This is a genomic window from Streptomyces sp. NPDC001544, from assembly GCF_042894285.1.
Classification (GTDB): Bacteria; Actinomycetota; Actinomycetes; order Streptomycetales; family Streptomycetaceae; genus Streptomyces.
This window is the reverse complement of the sequence record NZ_JBIAVN010000009.1, coordinates 34,513-47,691: the sequence shown is the minus strand read 5'-3', so window position 1 is coordinate 47,691 and position 13,179 is coordinate 34,513. Positions and strand designations below refer to the sequence as shown.

Below are 13,179 nucleotides of genomic sequence, written 5' to 3'. Positions count from 1 at the left end.
GCTCAGCCCTCCCGCGGCGCGCTCCTGATCACCGCGAAACGAGCGCCGTACGGGTCGACGAGCCTGGCGATGCGGCCCACGCCCGCCACGTCCGTGGCGGGCATCCTGACCGTGCCGCCCAGCTCCTGCGCCCTGGCGACGACCGCGTCGGCATCCTCCACCTCGAAGTACGGCAGCCAGTGCGGCCCGTCCTCCTGCGCCGGGGCTCCGGCCAGCGGGACGATGCCGCCGAACATCGCGTCCTCCCCGGCACCGGCGGGATTGACGCAGGTGTAGGTGCCGCCGGGGAAGGGCACGGCCGATGTCTCCAGGCCCAGCACCTGGTGGTAGAACGCCGCGGCAGCCGCCTCGTCCGGCGTGTACAACTCGACCCAGCACAGCGAACCGGGCTCGCCCGCCAGGTCCACGCCCCTGGTCTGCCCGGGCTGCCAGATGCCGAACGGTACGCCCGCCTTGTCGGCGAGGACCGCCATGTGACCCTGTCCCATCACGTCGGTCGGCTGGAAGAGGACGTTGCCGTGCGCCTGCTCGGTGGCCTTGGCGGTGGCGGCCGCGTCCGGGCTCTGGAAGTACACCGTCCAGGACGGCGGGCCCTGTTCGGGTGTGGTCTGCATACCGCCGGCGACGGTCCGGCCGTCCAGCTGGAAGAAGCCGTAGCCGCCGGCCTCGGGTCCCGCCGACTGGAACCGCCAGCCGAAGAGACCGCCGTAGAAGGAGACGGCGCCGTCGATGTCGGGGGTGCCGACGTCGAGCCAGTTGGGGGCACCGTCGACGAAACGGGTGGTGAGCATGTCGCCCTCCTAGGAAGGGTCCCGTTGTCTGCACTGCCGAGTCTGGCACCGCCCACTGACAACCGCTGCCGGAACGCCGCCGCCCGCCGGACGGGGCCGCCGCCCTCCTCGGTGACCTCGCGCGTTGTTCCCGGTCCGCGTCCGGTCCGCGTCCGGTTCCGCGCGCCGCCGTGCGCCGGTGTCCCGGCGGGGAGCATCATCGTCAGGCGGCCGAAGGGGCTGAACGCCTCGTTGACCCGGTGTTGATCGAATGTTTTTCGCCGTCCGGGACGCTTCTGGCCATGCACATCGAAACCATCACCCCGGCCGACACCGCCTGGCAGGCGCAGGCGCTGTGCGCCCAGACCGGGGCGGACTTCTTCTTCCCGGAGCCGGGCAGCTCGGTCCGCGAGGCCAAGCGCATCTGCGGCATGTGCGAGATGCGCAGCGCGTGCCTGGAGTACGCCCTCAGCAACGACGAGCGCTTCGGCGTGTGGGGCGGCCTCTCGGAGAAGGAGCGGCTGGCCCTCAGGCGCACGGCACCGTGACGGGACGGGCCGCGGGACGGACCGCGTGAGGACCGAGGGACGGAACGGTGCGGTCGTCGCCCCGCCCCGGTGGTGCGGAAGGCCGACGAGGCGGTGCTGTCGGCGGCCCGTCACCGCTCCGTCCCGGCGCCGCGTGCAGGATACCGAAGGCCGACGACTTGGCGCACCGGTGCGGTGCGCCCCGCCCGCCGGGCGTCAGGCGCCGGCCCGCGCCGCCATCCGCGCCTTGCGCGCGGCCAGCTTCTCGTCGAACTTCAGGGCCTCCGCGTCCAGGCCGCCCATGAACAGGCCCAGTTCCTCCTGAGCCTGACGGCCCTCGGGGCCGAGCCCGTCGATCTCCATGATCTTCAGGAAGCGCAGCACCGGCTGGAGCACGTCGTCGTGGTGGATGCGCAGGTTGTAGACCTCGCCGATGGCCATCTGCGCCGCCGCCCGCTCGAAGCCGGGGATGCCGTGGCCGGGCATGCGGAAGTTCACCACCACGTCCCGCACGGCCTGCATGGTCAGGTCGGGAGCGAGCTCGAAGGCCGCCTTGAGCAGGTTGCGGTAGAAGACCATGTGGAGGTTCTCGTCGGTCGCGATGCGCGCCAGCATGCGGTCGCAGACCGGGTCACCGGACTGGTGGCCGGTGTTGCGGTGCGAGATGCGGGTGGCGAGCTCCTGGAAGGCGACGTAGGCGACCGAGTGCAGCACCGAGTGCCGGTTGTCGGACTCGAAGCCCTCGCTCATGTGCGACATGCGGAACTGCTCCAGCTTGTCCGGGTCGACCGCGCGCGAGGTGAGCAGGTAGTCGCGCATCACGATGCCGTGCCGGCCCTCCTCGGCGGTCCAGCGGTGCACCCAGGTGCCCCAGGCGCCGTCCCGGCCGAACAGCGAGGCGATCTCGTGGTGGTAGCTGGGCAGGTTGTCCTCGGTCAGCAGGTTCACCACCAGGGCGATCCGGCCGACCTCCGTGACCTTGGACTGCTCCTTGTCCCAGGCCTCGCCGTCGTCGAAGTGGCCGGGGAAGTTGCGGCCGTCGCTCCAGGGCACGTACTCGTGCGGCATCCAGTCCTTGGCGACCTTCAGATGCCGGTTCAGTTCCGTCTCGACCACTTCCTCCAGCGCGAACAGCAGCCGCGCGTCGGTCCATACGGACGAGCTGCCGAGGTGAGGGGAAGTGATCGTCATGGAAACTCCAGGGGGACGCCGAACAGGAGGGGGAACAAACCGACTCGGTCGGAGCCGGACCGGCGAGCGGTGCCGGAACCTACGTGACTGTAGGCTACGAATCCGTAGGTTACGAATCCGTAGGTTAAGTGTGGTGTAAAGATCGCTGATCAGGCCGCCTTGCCCGGCCGGGCCGGGGCATGCCGAAGAGCCCCGGGACACGCAGGTCCCAGGGCGACGGAGTGAACGGATCACCCGGTCAGGCGTACAGCTCCCGCAGGCGCACCGAGAGACATGTCACACATCCCTCGAGCTTCTCGAACTCGCCGATGTCCACGGTGACCACCTCGTGGCCGAGGTCGGTGAGCAGTTCGGCCGTCTTCGGCGCGCTGGCCGCCATCAGCAGCTTGTGGCCGCCGAGCAGCACCACGTGGGCGCCGGCCTCCTCGGGCACCGACAGGAAGCCCGGGAACAGCGACGGGCGGTCCACGTTGGGGATGTGCGCCAGCACCGTCCCGTCGGGCAGCGCCGTGACCGCCGACTTCAGATGCAGCACCTTGTGCACCGGCACGGGCACCACCCGCGCGCCCAGCGGCTCGAAGGCGGCCCGAAGTTGCTGGACCCCGGCCGCGTTGGTACGGCCGCCCCGGCCGACGTAGACGGTGTCTGCGACCTTCAGGACGTCGCCGCCGTCCAGCGTGCCCGGCTCCCATATCCAGTTGACCGAGCAGCCGAGCCGGGCCACGGCCTCCTCCACGCCGGCGGTCTCGTCGCGCCGGGACTCGGCGCCCGGCCGGGTGATCAACGCCACGTTCTTGTACATGACGACGGTGTCCTCGACGAACACCGAGTCCGGGCAGTCGTCGGCCGGATCCACCTCGATCGTCTCCCAGCCGTGCGTGCGCAGCGCGTCGACGTAGGCCTCCCACTGCTCGACCGCCAGCCCCACGTCGACCTTCTCCCGCCCGATGTGCGTCACCAGGCCTTCGGCGAGGCGCGGGCTGGGACGGCGGACGAGGGCCTTCTTGCTGGGCACGAGGGGTCTCCGTATCGGCGGGGCGGTCCGGCGCCCGTTCTCTGCGGCGCCGGTCCGCCATCATGCAGGGCGGCTGAGCGAGGACAAAACCATCGTTGTACTGCTGTGCCCCTCCTGAGCCGCGCCACGCGGGGCTACGCGGGATCCTCCAGGGCCTGAAGGCCGGTCTCCTTCAGTTCCCCTTCTTCCAGCAGCAACCAGCGGGTGATGCCGAGCGACTGAAGGAAAGGCAGGTCGTGACTGGCCACGACCAGCGCGCCCTCGTACGACTCCAGGGCGGTCGTCAACTGGCGCACGCTCGCCATGTCCAGGTTGTTCGTCGGCTCGTCGAGCAGAAGCAGCTGCGGTGCCGGCTCGGCGAGCATCAGCGCCGCCAGGGCCGCCCGGAAGCGTTCGCCGCCGGAGAGCGTGCCCGCCTTCTGGTCGGCGCGGGCGCCCCGGAACAGGAAGCGGGCCAGCCGGGCCCGGACCCGGTTGTTCGTGGCGTCCGGCGCGAACCGCGCCACGTTCTCCGCGACGGTCAGCTCCTCGTCCAGGACGTCCAGCCGCTGCGGAAGGAACCGCAGCGGGACGTGCGCCCGCGCCTCGCCCGCCACCGGCTCCAGCTCCCCGGCGATCGTGCGCAGCAGGGTCGTCTTGCCCGCGCCGTTGCGCCCGACGAGGGCCACCCGCTCCGGGCCGCGCAGCTCGAAGGCGCCCTCGACCCGCGGCCCGTACGTCAGTTCCAGGTCCCGCAGGGTGAGGACGTCGCGGCCGGGCGGCACGGCCGTGTACGGCAGGTCGACGCGGATCTCGTCGTCGTCCCGTACGGCCTCCACCGCCTCGTCCAGCCGCTCCTTCGCCTCGGCGAGTTTCTCCTCGTGCATGATGCGGTGCTTGCCCGCGGACTCCTGGGCCGCGCGCTTGCGCGCCCCCATGACGATCTTCGGTTCGCGTTTGCTGTCCCACATCTTCTGCCCGTACCTCTTGCGGCGGGCCAGCTTCACCTGGGCGTCGGCCAGTTCCCGCTTCTGCTTGCGCCAGTCGGCCTCGGCGACGCGCACCATGCGTTCGGCCGCCTCCTGCTCGACGGCGAGGGCCTCCTCGTACGCCGTGAAGTTGCCGCCGTACCAGGTGACCTCCCCGGCGCGCAGGTCGGCGATCTGGTCGACCAGGTCGAGGAGTTCCCGGTCGTGGCTGACCACGACCAGCACGCCCGGCCAGGAGGTGACGGCCGCGTACAGCCGCCTGCGCGCGTACAGGTCGAGGTTGTTGGTGGGCTCGTCCAGCAGCAGCACGTCCGGGCGGCCGAGCAGCAGCGCGGCCAGCCGCAGCAGCACCGACTCGCCGCCCGAGACCTCGCCGACGCTGCGGTCCAGGCCCAGGTGGCCGAGGCCCAGCTCGCCGAGGGTCGCCAGGGCGCGCTCCTCGACGTCCCAGTCGTCACCGAGGGCCTCGAAGTGCTCCTCGGCCGCGTCGCCCGTCTCGATGGCGTGCAGTGCGACCCGCTTCGCGGCGATGCCGAGCGCCTCGTCCACACGGAGCGCGGTGTCCAGGGTGACGTTCTGCGGCAGGTAACCGACGTCGCCCCCGACCCGGACGGTGCCGTCCGTCGGGGTGAGCTCACCGGCGACGAGCTTCAACAGGGTGGACTTTCCCGAGCCGTTGACGCCGACGAGTCCTGTGCGGCCGGGGCCGAAGGCGGCGTCCAGACCGTCGAAGACAGGGGTGCCGTCCGGCCAGGAGAAGGACAGGGACGTGACAGTGAGGGATGAAGACATACGGGCCTCGCGGTTGCTTGATGCGGTCAGGGTGAACGCGTGTCGAGACACCGCGAGGCGGTAGCAGTGCAGCCGGACGAGCAGGGAGAGACCCTGTGCCGGAGGACGGCTCGGACGCCGAGGTCGCACGCGCGCGTACCCACTTCGCGTGGGGCGCGGTGTCTCAGGACCTCAGACGAGCAACGTCCTTCTCCGATCGACGGCAACAGAAGCGTTGTACACCGTAGGAGGGCCGGAGGCCGCCGTCAACGGAATTACGGACCGCCCCGATGGGCGTGTCCGACACCGTGTCGGCGGCTCTCGCGGCGGGCGTGGTGGGCGTGGTGGGCGTCAACGTCGAGGAGGCGCCGTACCAGCAGGGCAGAGGCTCGTTGCGGGCGACCGCGGAGCAGGCGAGCGAAGCGAGGTGGGGGTCCCACGGTCAGGGCGCTCGTCGACGGGCCGCTCAACGTGCTGGTGCGGAACAGGGCGCGTCGCCGGTCGCGGAACTGGCCGCACTCGGCGTCGCCCGAGGGAAGTGCCGGGCCGGGATCGGCCTGGGCGGCGTACGCCGTGGCCCGCCGCGCCGCGCGGGAGCTGCTGGACGCGGGGACCTGCGGGGCACTGGCCGAGGGGCTCGACTCCGGCGAGCTCGACACACGGTTCGCCCGGAGGGACTAGCAGGCGTCGCGCATCAGCTCCGCGAGGTCGTGGTCCAGGTCGAGCTGGAGGTGCTCCAGGCCGGTGGGCACCAGGTCGTTCGTCGCCTGCAGGAAGCGGCGGATCTCACCGGTGCGCACGTGCACGACGGCGGTGCCCTCGGGGGCGTGGAACTCCAGGACGGTGCGGTCGTACCCGTACGGCCGTATCCGTACGTCACCGTGGCCCTCCGGTGCCTGCATTCCCTCCGTCAGCAGCTCGCGGGCGAAGGTCCAGCAGACCTCGACGCCCTCCAGCGTGGCCGGGGCGGGGAACGTCATGCGGACGGCGAACGGGTCGCGCCGGTCGTAGCGCAGCGTGGCGGGAATGCTCGGCATACGCGGTGCTGCGGCGACGAGGCGGGCCTCGACGGGCTGCTCGATGACGGTGGACAACGCCTTGCTCCCTCGTGACGGCTGGACGGACTTCCGGTGTGGGACCGGGCACTGGAAGAGACGACGGAACGGGCCGCTCCGTGCACACGTATCGCTAGTGACCTCTGTCACCGCGTTCATGCATGTGTGCACGGGTGCTCCGCGACAGGCGGTCTGGACGGGGCCGGGCCGGTGGGCTAGCTTCGCCCGCCATGAGGCGCTCGGGGAACGCGGGACTGACGGGACGTGGGCAGCGGCGGCGTACGGGGGTGATGGCGGCGGGGGTGTGCGGGGTGGCGCTGGCCGCGCTGACCGTCGCACCGGCCCAGGCGCACCCGCCGCGGCAGGGGGCGCCGCACTGGGCGCTCAAGGACACCGGGGCGCCGCAGGTGCGCTTCCGTGGACTGGCGGCCGTCAGTCGCGAGACCGCCTGGCTGGCCGGCACCGGCGGCACCGTACTGCGCACCACCGACGGCGGGACGAGCTGGCGCAACGTCTCCCCGCCCGGCGCGGCGGAGCTGCAGTTCCGGGACGTGGAGGCGTTCGACGCGCGGCGCGCGGTGGTGCTGGCCATCGGCGAGGGAGAGGCGTCCCGTGTCTACCGCACCGAGGACGGCGGAGCGACCTGGACCGAGTCCTTCCGCAACACCGACCCCAAGGCGTTCTACGACTGCCTGGCCTTCTTCGACCGTCGCCACGGCCTGGCGATGGGGGATCCGGTCGACGGAAGGTTCCGCATACTGTCGACCGCCGACGGCGGACGCACCTGGCGGGTACTGCCCGCCGAAGGCATGCCGCCCGCGCTGGACGGCGAGGCGGGCTTCGCGGCGAGCGGCCAGTGCCTGGTCACCTCCGGGTCCAAGGACGTCTGGCTGGCCACCGGCGGCGGCGCCCACGCGCGCGTGCTGCACTCCGCGGACCGCGGCCTGACCTGGACGGCCACCGAGACGCCGATCCCGGCGGGCGACCCGGCGCGCGGCGTGTTCGCGCTCGCCTTCCGCGACCGCGCCCACGGCCTCGCGGTCGGCGGCGACTACCGCGCCGACCAGCCCTCCCCGCAGGCCGCCGCGGTCACCAGGGACGGCGGCCGCACCTGGCAGCCGGCGGCGACGCCCCCGCCCGCCTACCGCTCGGGCGCCGCCTGGCTCCCGCACAGCCGCACCTCCGCCCTCGCCGTCGGCCCCACCGGCACCGACGTCACCACGGACGCCGGCCGCACCTGGAGGACGCTGGACACCGGTTCGTACGACACCGTCGACTGCACCCCCGACCTGGGTTGCTGGGCGGCGGGGGAGAAGGGACGGGTGGCCCGGCTGGAGCGCTGATCCGCGCCGGGCATGCGATTTCGCGGGCGGAACGGGTACCCGGTCCTCCACATCAGAGAGGAGTGACCGACATGCCACGCGGTTCCAGCCCCAAGCGGGAACGTCAGTACGAGCACATCAAGGAGAGCGCGCAGGACCGTGGCGAGAGCGAGGGACGCGCCAAGGAGATCGCCGCACGGACGGTGAACAAGGAACGTGCCCGCTCCGGTGAGTCGAAGACCGCCAGCCGCAGCTCCACGCAGGACATGTCGTCCGGCAAGCGCGGCGGTCAGCGCTCGGGCAACCGGGTCGGCTCCCACGGCCCGACCCGCGACCAGCTGTACAACGAGGCCAAGCAGCGCGGCATCGAGGGCCGTTCGCACATGAACAAGGACGAGCTGCAGCGCGCGCTGGACGCCAAGAAGGGATGACCGCGACGCTCAGCCGAGCGTCTGCCGGTGGCGTGCCAGCTCCGGAGCCGTCTTCGTGGCGATGAACTCCGTAACGCGGTACGCGCAGACACCGGCGACGACGAACGGATCCCCCGCGACGATCTCCTCGATCCGCGCGCGGTCCTCCGCGACGGCGAGGATCACCCCTCCGTCGCGGGGGTTCTTGCGCCCGGAGGCCAGGAAGACACCCTTCTCGTACTGTCCGTCGAGCCAGGCGACGTGCGCCTCGAGAGCGGCGTCGACGGCCTCGAGCGGGGCGGTGTAGGTCAGCTCCAGTACGAACATGATCGCGAGCGTACCCCCGGGGCTGCCGTCCCCGCGGGCGGGCCCGTACGCTCGGCATCACCATGACGACCGTACGGATGCCCGCGGACTGGCCCGCGACCGAGGAAGAGGCCCGCGCCGTCCAGGACGAGTTGCGTGGGCGCGTGGTCCTGGACGAGCCCGGGCCGCGCCCCGGCACGGGCCGTGTGACCGGCGTCGACGTGGCCTACGACGACGAGAGGGACCTGGTCGCGGCGGCGGCCGTCGTCCTCGACGGGGCCACCCTGGAGGTGGTCGCCGAGGCGACGGCCGTCGGCCGCGTCCGCTTCCCGTACGTGCCCGGGCTGCTCGCCTTCCGGGAGGTCCCGGCCGCCCTGGCCGCCCTCGAAGCGCTGCCCTGCCCGCCCGGGGTGGTCGTCTGCGACGGCTACGGCCTCGCCCATCCGCGCCGCTTCGGCCTCGCCTGCCACCTCGGTGTGCTCACCGGGCTGCCCACGATCGGCGTCGCCAAGAACCCGTTCACCTTCACCTACGACGACCCGGCCCTCTCGCGCGGCAGCGGCTCCCCGCTGCTGGCGGGCACCGAGGAGGTCGGGCGCGCGTTGCGTACCCGGGACGCGGTCAAGCCGGTGTTCGTCTCCGTCGGCCACCGCATCAGCCTCGACAACGCCTGCGCGCACACGCTGGCCCTGACCCCGGCCTACCGGCTCCCGGAGACGACACGCCGGGCGGACGCGCTGTGCCGCCGCGCACTGCGCGAGGCGACCCGGGACGCCCGCTAGCGCGGGCCGGCCCTGCCACGTACTCAGGGACCGGGTACGCCGTCTGAGTACGTGTACGGATGTGGCCGCCGACGACCGGCGGCAGGCTCTGCCGCATGACGACGCACCGCATGACGACACGCCGCTCCCCGAAGCCCCTGACGGACCCCGAACGGCCCGTCGAGCGCGCCGTGACGGCCGCTCTGGTCCTGTGCGTGCTCGCGGGCGTCGGATGGATCGGCGGCATGCTGTACACGGTGCTCGGGTGGTCCCTGTGAGCGGACCGGCCCTAGAACGACGCGGCCACCCGGAAGGTGATCCCCGCCGCGCGGAGCCGCTCCGTCAGCGCGTCGCCCATCGCCACGGCCGTCGTGACCTGGCCGGCGGTCGGCGGCAGGTCGTCGAAGGCCAGGGACTGGGCCGCCTCGGCGAAGATCTTGGCGGTCTCGTCGTACCCCGGGTCGCCGCCCGAGACCTCCGTGAACACGCGCCGGCCCCCGCCCTCGCCGACGAAGCGGACCGAGAACCAGCTCTTCGCCCGTTTCTCGGCGCTCGGCCCGTCCCCGGGCCTGAGCCGGCCGGACAGCCAGCGCCGGGCGGGCGGCAGTTGGGCGGCCGCGGCGACCGCGCCGACGGCCGCGACCCCGCCCAGGGCGACGGGAAGCCGGCGCACCGCCGCGTAGTGCCGGTAGCGGAAGTCCGGGCCGTACCGGTCCAGGGCCTTCGCCGACCGGCGGACGATCTGCGGGTCGATGGTCGGCAGCGGCAGCGCCCAGGCACCGACCTCCCGGGCGAACCGCGGCGCACCCGCCGGCGCCGACACCCGGCGGGCCGGCAGCCGCGGCTCGTGCCGGCCGCGTTCCCGCGCGGCCGCCAGCATCTGCCGACCCCGCGCGAACTGGTTCAGCGCCGAGGCGAGGGTGCCGCCGGAGAAGGCCGCGTCGACCGTCACATAGCCGTCCACGGTCAACGGCACGCCCTCCGGCAGCCGGCAAACGGTGAAGTACGCCCCCAGGTCGTGCGGCACGGAGTCGAACCCGCAGGCGTGCACCAGCCGGGCGCCCGTCTCCCGCGCGCGGGCGTCGTGCCGGACGTACATCAGGTCCACGAACTCCGGCTCGCCCGTCAGGTCGAGGTAGTCGGCCCCGGTGTCCGCGCAGGCGGCGACGAGCGGCTCGCCGTACCGGATGTACGGACCGACCGTCGAGGCCACCACGCGCGCGTGCTCGGCCAGCCGGCGCAACGTGCCGGGATCCTCCACATCGGCTTCGAGGACACCGACGTCCACGCCGCCCGGCAGCCGCTCGCGCAGATCCCGCAGCTTGCGCCCGCTGCGGCCGGCGATCGCCCAGCGCAGGTCCTCGGGTGCGTGCGCGGCGAGGTACTCCGCGGTGAGCCTGCCGACGAAGCCCGTGGCTCCGAAGAGCACGATGTCGTAGGGACGGTCGGTCCTTTTCAGCCTGCTCATGACACCCCTTGGTCGCGCACCCCGCACCGCTGGTCCTGAAACCCGCGCCGCTGTCGGTGGCTGAGGCTAGCGTGAGATCGCGGAGCCCGACGACCAGCCGGAGGCAGTGGATGGCCAAGCGCTTGCTCGCCCGGGCCTTGTGTCCGGTGGAACGTGTTCTTAACATCAGCGGTGTGACAGCAGTGGTGTCATACGGACTGGGGGCGGCATGACCACCGCACGGACACCAGGGCCCGGCCCGCTCGCCGGTGTGCGGGTGGTCGAACTGGCCGGCATCGGCCCCGGCCCGTTCGCCGCCATGCTCCTCGCCGACCTGGGCGCGGACGTGGTCCGCGTGGACCGCCCGGGCGGCGCCTCGCTCGCCATGGATCCCGCGTACGACATCACCAACCGCAACAAGCGCTCGGTCCTGGTCGACCTGAAGTCCTCGGACGGCCCGGCCCGCGTCCTGGACCTGGCCGAACGGGCCGACATCCTCGTCGAGGGCTACCGCCCCGGCGTCGCCGAGCGCCTCGGTGTCGGCCCCGACGCCTGTCACGCCCGCAACCCGGCGCTGGTCTACGGCCGGATGACCGGCTGGGGCCAGCAGGGGCCCCTCGCCGGCCGCGCCGGTCACGACATCGCCTACCTGGCGCCCACGGGCGTCCTCGGCATGATCGGCGACCCGGACGGGCCGCCGGCGGTCCCGGCCAACCTGCTCGGCGACTACGCGGGCGGCTCGCTCTACCTCGTCGTCGGCGTCCTCGCCGCCCTGCACCACGCGCGCGCGACCGGCACCGGCCAGGTCGTCGACGCCGCCATCGTCGACGGCGCCGCCCACCTCGCCACGATGATCCACGGCATGCTGGCCGCCGGCCGCTGGCAGGACCGGCGCCACGCCAACCTGCTGGACGGCGGCTGCCCGTACTACGGCACCTACGAGACCGCCGACGGCCGGTACATGGCGGTGGGCGCCCTCGAGCAGCAGTTCTACGACGAGTTCCTGCGGCTGCTCGACCTGACGGAACTGGCCCCGGCCCGGAAGGACTGGACACGCTGGGGGGAACTGCGCGAGAAGGTCGCCGCCCGTTTCAAGTCCCGCACCAGGGACGAGTGGACCGCCCGTTTCGAGGGCACGGACGCGTGCGTGGCGCCCGTGCTGTCGCTGCGTGAGGCCCCGCACCATCCGCACCTCGCCGCCCGGGGCACCTTCACCGGCCACGGCGGCATCACCCAGCCCGCGCCCGCGCCCCGCTTCTCCGCCACCCCCACGGCCGTCCGCACCGGCCCGGCCCGGCCGGGCGCCGACACGGCCCGGGACTGGGACCTGCCCGCGCATCCGCACCCCGACGACCTCGCCCGGGACGGCGACTGACCGCGCCCCCCGGCCCACCACCCGCGAAAGGCATACAGTTGAGCACCGAAGCGTACGTGTACGACGCGATCCGCACCCCGCGCGGCCGCGGCAAGGCGAACGGCGCCCTGCACGGCACCAAGCCCATCGACCTGGTCGTCGGCCTCATCCACGAGCTCCGCGACCGCTTCCCGGGCCTCGACCCGGCCGCGATCGACGACATCGTCCTCGGCGTCGTCGGGCCCGTCGGCGACCAGGGCTCGGACATCGCGCGGATCGCGGCGATCGCCGCCGGACTGCCGGACACGGTGGCGGGCGTCCAGGAGAACCGCTTCTGCGCCTCCGGCCTGGAGGCAGTGAACATGGCCGCCGCCAAGGTCCGTTCCGGCTTCGAGGACCTGGTCCTCGCCGGCGGTGTGGAGTCCATGTCCCGGGTGCCGATGGCCTCGGACGGCGGCGCCTGGTTCAACGACCCGATGACCAACCTCGCCGTCAACTTCGTACCGCAGGGCATCGGAGCCGACCTGATCGCCACCATCGAGGGATTCACCCGGCGCGACGTCGACGAGTACGCGGCGCTGTCGCAGGAACGGGCCGCCACCGCCTGGAAGGAGGGCCGCTTCGACCGCTCGGTCGTCCCGGTCAAGGACCGCAGCGGCCTCGTCGTCCTCGACCACGACGAGCACCCGCGCCCGGGCACCACCGCCGACTCCCTCGCGAAGCTCAAGCCGTCCTTCGCGGACATCGGCGAGCTCGGCGGCTTCGACGCGGTCGCCCAGCAGAAGTACCACTGGGTGGAGAAGATCGACCACGTCCACCACGCGGGCAACTCCTCGGGCATCGTCGACGGCGCCTCGCTGGTCGCCATCGGCTCGAAGGAGGTCGGGGAGCGCCACGGCCTCACCCCGCGCGCGCGGATCGTCTCCGCCGCCGTCTCCGGCTCCGAGCCCACCATCATGCTCACCGGTCCCGCGCCCGCCACCCGCAAGGCACTCGCCAAGGCCGGGCTGACCATCGACGACATCGACCTCGTCGAGATCAACGAGGCCTTCGCGGCGGTCGTGCTGCGCTTCGTCAAGGACATGGGACTGTCCCTGGACAAGGTCAACGTCAACGGCGGTGCCATCGCCCTCGGCCACCCCCTCGGTGCCACCGGGGCGATGATCCTCGGCACGCTCGTCGACGAACTCGAACGCCAGGACAAGCGGTACGGCCTCGCCACGCTGTGCGTCGGCGGCGGCATGGGCATCGCCACGATCGTCGAGCGCATCTGAACTCCCCG

The 13,179-nt window shown here is 72.6% G+C and carries 14 protein-coding genes; 7 read left to right on the top strand and 7 right to left on the bottom strand.

What is annotated here, in order from left to right; translation table 11 throughout:
- Positions 1-2: 2 nt before the first annotated feature.
- Positions 3-791 carry a VOC family protein gene (locus ACFY0F_RS22840; protein ID WP_388797202.1) on the bottom strand — a complete coding sequence of 263 codons (789 nt, stop codon included), beginning with the start codon at positions 789-791 and terminating at the stop codon, positions 3-5.
- A 281-nt stretch (positions 792-1,072) separates the two neighbouring features.
- Between ACFY0F_RS22840 and ACFY0F_RS22835 the strand changes: the two genes are divergently transcribed.
- Positions 1,073-1,318 (top strand): WhiB family transcriptional regulator, encoded by a 246-nt coding sequence (locus tag ACFY0F_RS22835; RefSeq protein WP_388797200.1) that lies wholly within the window; start codon positions 1,073-1,075, stop codon positions 1,316-1,318.
- A gap of 195 nt (positions 1,319-1,513) precedes the next feature.
- Here ACFY0F_RS22835 and ACFY0F_RS22830 read toward each other — a convergent pair whose 3' ends face one another.
- The 4 genes from ACFY0F_RS22830 to ACFY0F_RS22815 form a co-directional block, all read right to left on the bottom strand.
- Positions 1,514-2,488 carry an acyl-ACP desaturase gene (locus tag ACFY0F_RS22830; protein WP_388797197.1) on the bottom strand — a complete coding sequence of 325 codons (975 nt, stop codon included), beginning with the start codon at positions 2,486-2,488 and terminating at the stop codon, positions 1,514-1,516.
- A 238-nt stretch (positions 2,489-2,726) separates the two neighbouring features.
- Positions 2,727-3,503: a dimethylargininase gene (gene ddaH, locus ACFY0F_RS22825; protein WP_388797194.1), complete on the bottom strand. Its 777-nt coding sequence runs from the start codon at positions 3,501-3,503 to the stop codon at positions 2,727-2,729.
- A gap of 134 nt (positions 3,504-3,637) precedes the next feature.
- Complete coding sequence (locus ACFY0F_RS22820) at positions 3,638-5,263, bottom strand: ABC-F family ATP-binding cassette domain-containing protein (RefSeq protein ID WP_388797192.1); 1,626 nt, start codon at positions 5,261-5,263, stop codon at positions 3,638-3,640.
- A 656-nt stretch (positions 5,264-5,919) separates the two neighbouring features.
- Positions 5,920-6,336: an SsgA family sporulation/cell division regulator gene (locus tag ACFY0F_RS22815; RefSeq protein ID WP_388797188.1), complete on the bottom strand. Its 417-nt coding sequence runs from the start codon at positions 6,334-6,336 to the stop codon at positions 5,920-5,922.
- Positions 6,337-6,587: 251 nt separating this feature from the next.
- Between ACFY0F_RS22815 and ACFY0F_RS22810 the strand changes: the two genes are divergently transcribed.
- A complete protein-coding gene (locus ACFY0F_RS22810) occupies positions 6,588-7,640 on the top strand; it encodes a WD40/YVTN/BNR-like repeat-containing protein (protein ID WP_388797892.1) in 1,053 nt (350 codons plus the stop codon).
- Between the two features lie 71 nt (positions 7,641-7,711).
- Positions 7,712-8,050 carry a plasmid stabilization protein gene (locus ACFY0F_RS22805; RefSeq protein WP_388797185.1) on the top strand — a complete coding sequence of 113 codons (339 nt, stop codon included), beginning with the start codon at positions 7,712-7,714 and terminating at the stop codon, positions 8,048-8,050.
- 9 nt (positions 8,051-8,059) lie between these two features.
- On the opposite strand, the gene ACFY0F_RS22800 is transcribed toward ACFY0F_RS22805, so the two are convergent.
- Positions 8,060-8,356, bottom strand: coding sequence for a YciI family protein (locus tag ACFY0F_RS22800; protein WP_388797182.1), 297 nt, complete (start codon positions 8,354-8,356; stop codon positions 8,060-8,062).
- A 62-nt stretch (positions 8,357-8,418) separates the two neighbouring features.
- On the opposite strand from ACFY0F_RS22800, the gene ACFY0F_RS22795 reads away from it, so the two are divergent.
- Together ACFY0F_RS22795 and mmpA are read left to right on the top strand one after the other, a co-directional pair.
- Complete coding sequence (locus tag ACFY0F_RS22795) at positions 8,419-9,117, top strand: endonuclease V (RefSeq protein ID WP_388797179.1); 699 nt, start codon at positions 8,419-8,421, stop codon at positions 9,115-9,117.
- 110 nt (positions 9,118-9,227) lie between these two features.
- Entirely contained in the window at positions 9,228-9,374 is a 147-nt protein-coding gene (mmpA, locus tag ACFY0F_RS22790) for a morphogenic membrane protein MmpA (RefSeq protein ID WP_388797889.1), read from the top strand.
- Positions 9,375-9,385: 11 nt separating this feature from the next.
- Here mmpA and ACFY0F_RS22785 read toward each other — a convergent pair whose 3' ends face one another.
- A complete protein-coding gene (locus ACFY0F_RS22785) occupies positions 9,386-10,564 on the bottom strand; it encodes a saccharopine dehydrogenase family protein (protein WP_388797176.1) in 1,179 nt (392 codons plus the stop codon).
- A 208-nt stretch (positions 10,565-10,772) separates the two neighbouring features.
- Here ACFY0F_RS22785 and ACFY0F_RS22780 point away from each other — a divergent pair, with 208 nt between their 5' ends.
- Complete coding sequence (locus tag ACFY0F_RS22780; protein ID WP_388797173.1) at positions 10,773-11,918, top strand: CaiB/BaiF CoA transferase family protein; 1,146 nt, start codon at positions 10,773-10,775, stop codon at positions 11,916-11,918.
- A 38-nt stretch (positions 11,919-11,956) separates the two neighbouring features.
- Positions 11,957-13,171 carry an acetyl-CoA C-acetyltransferase gene (locus ACFY0F_RS22775; RefSeq protein ID WP_388797170.1) on the top strand — a complete coding sequence of 405 codons (1,215 nt, stop codon included), beginning with the start codon at positions 11,957-11,959 and terminating at the stop codon, positions 13,169-13,171.
- Positions 13,172-13,179 lie beyond the last annotated feature (8 nt).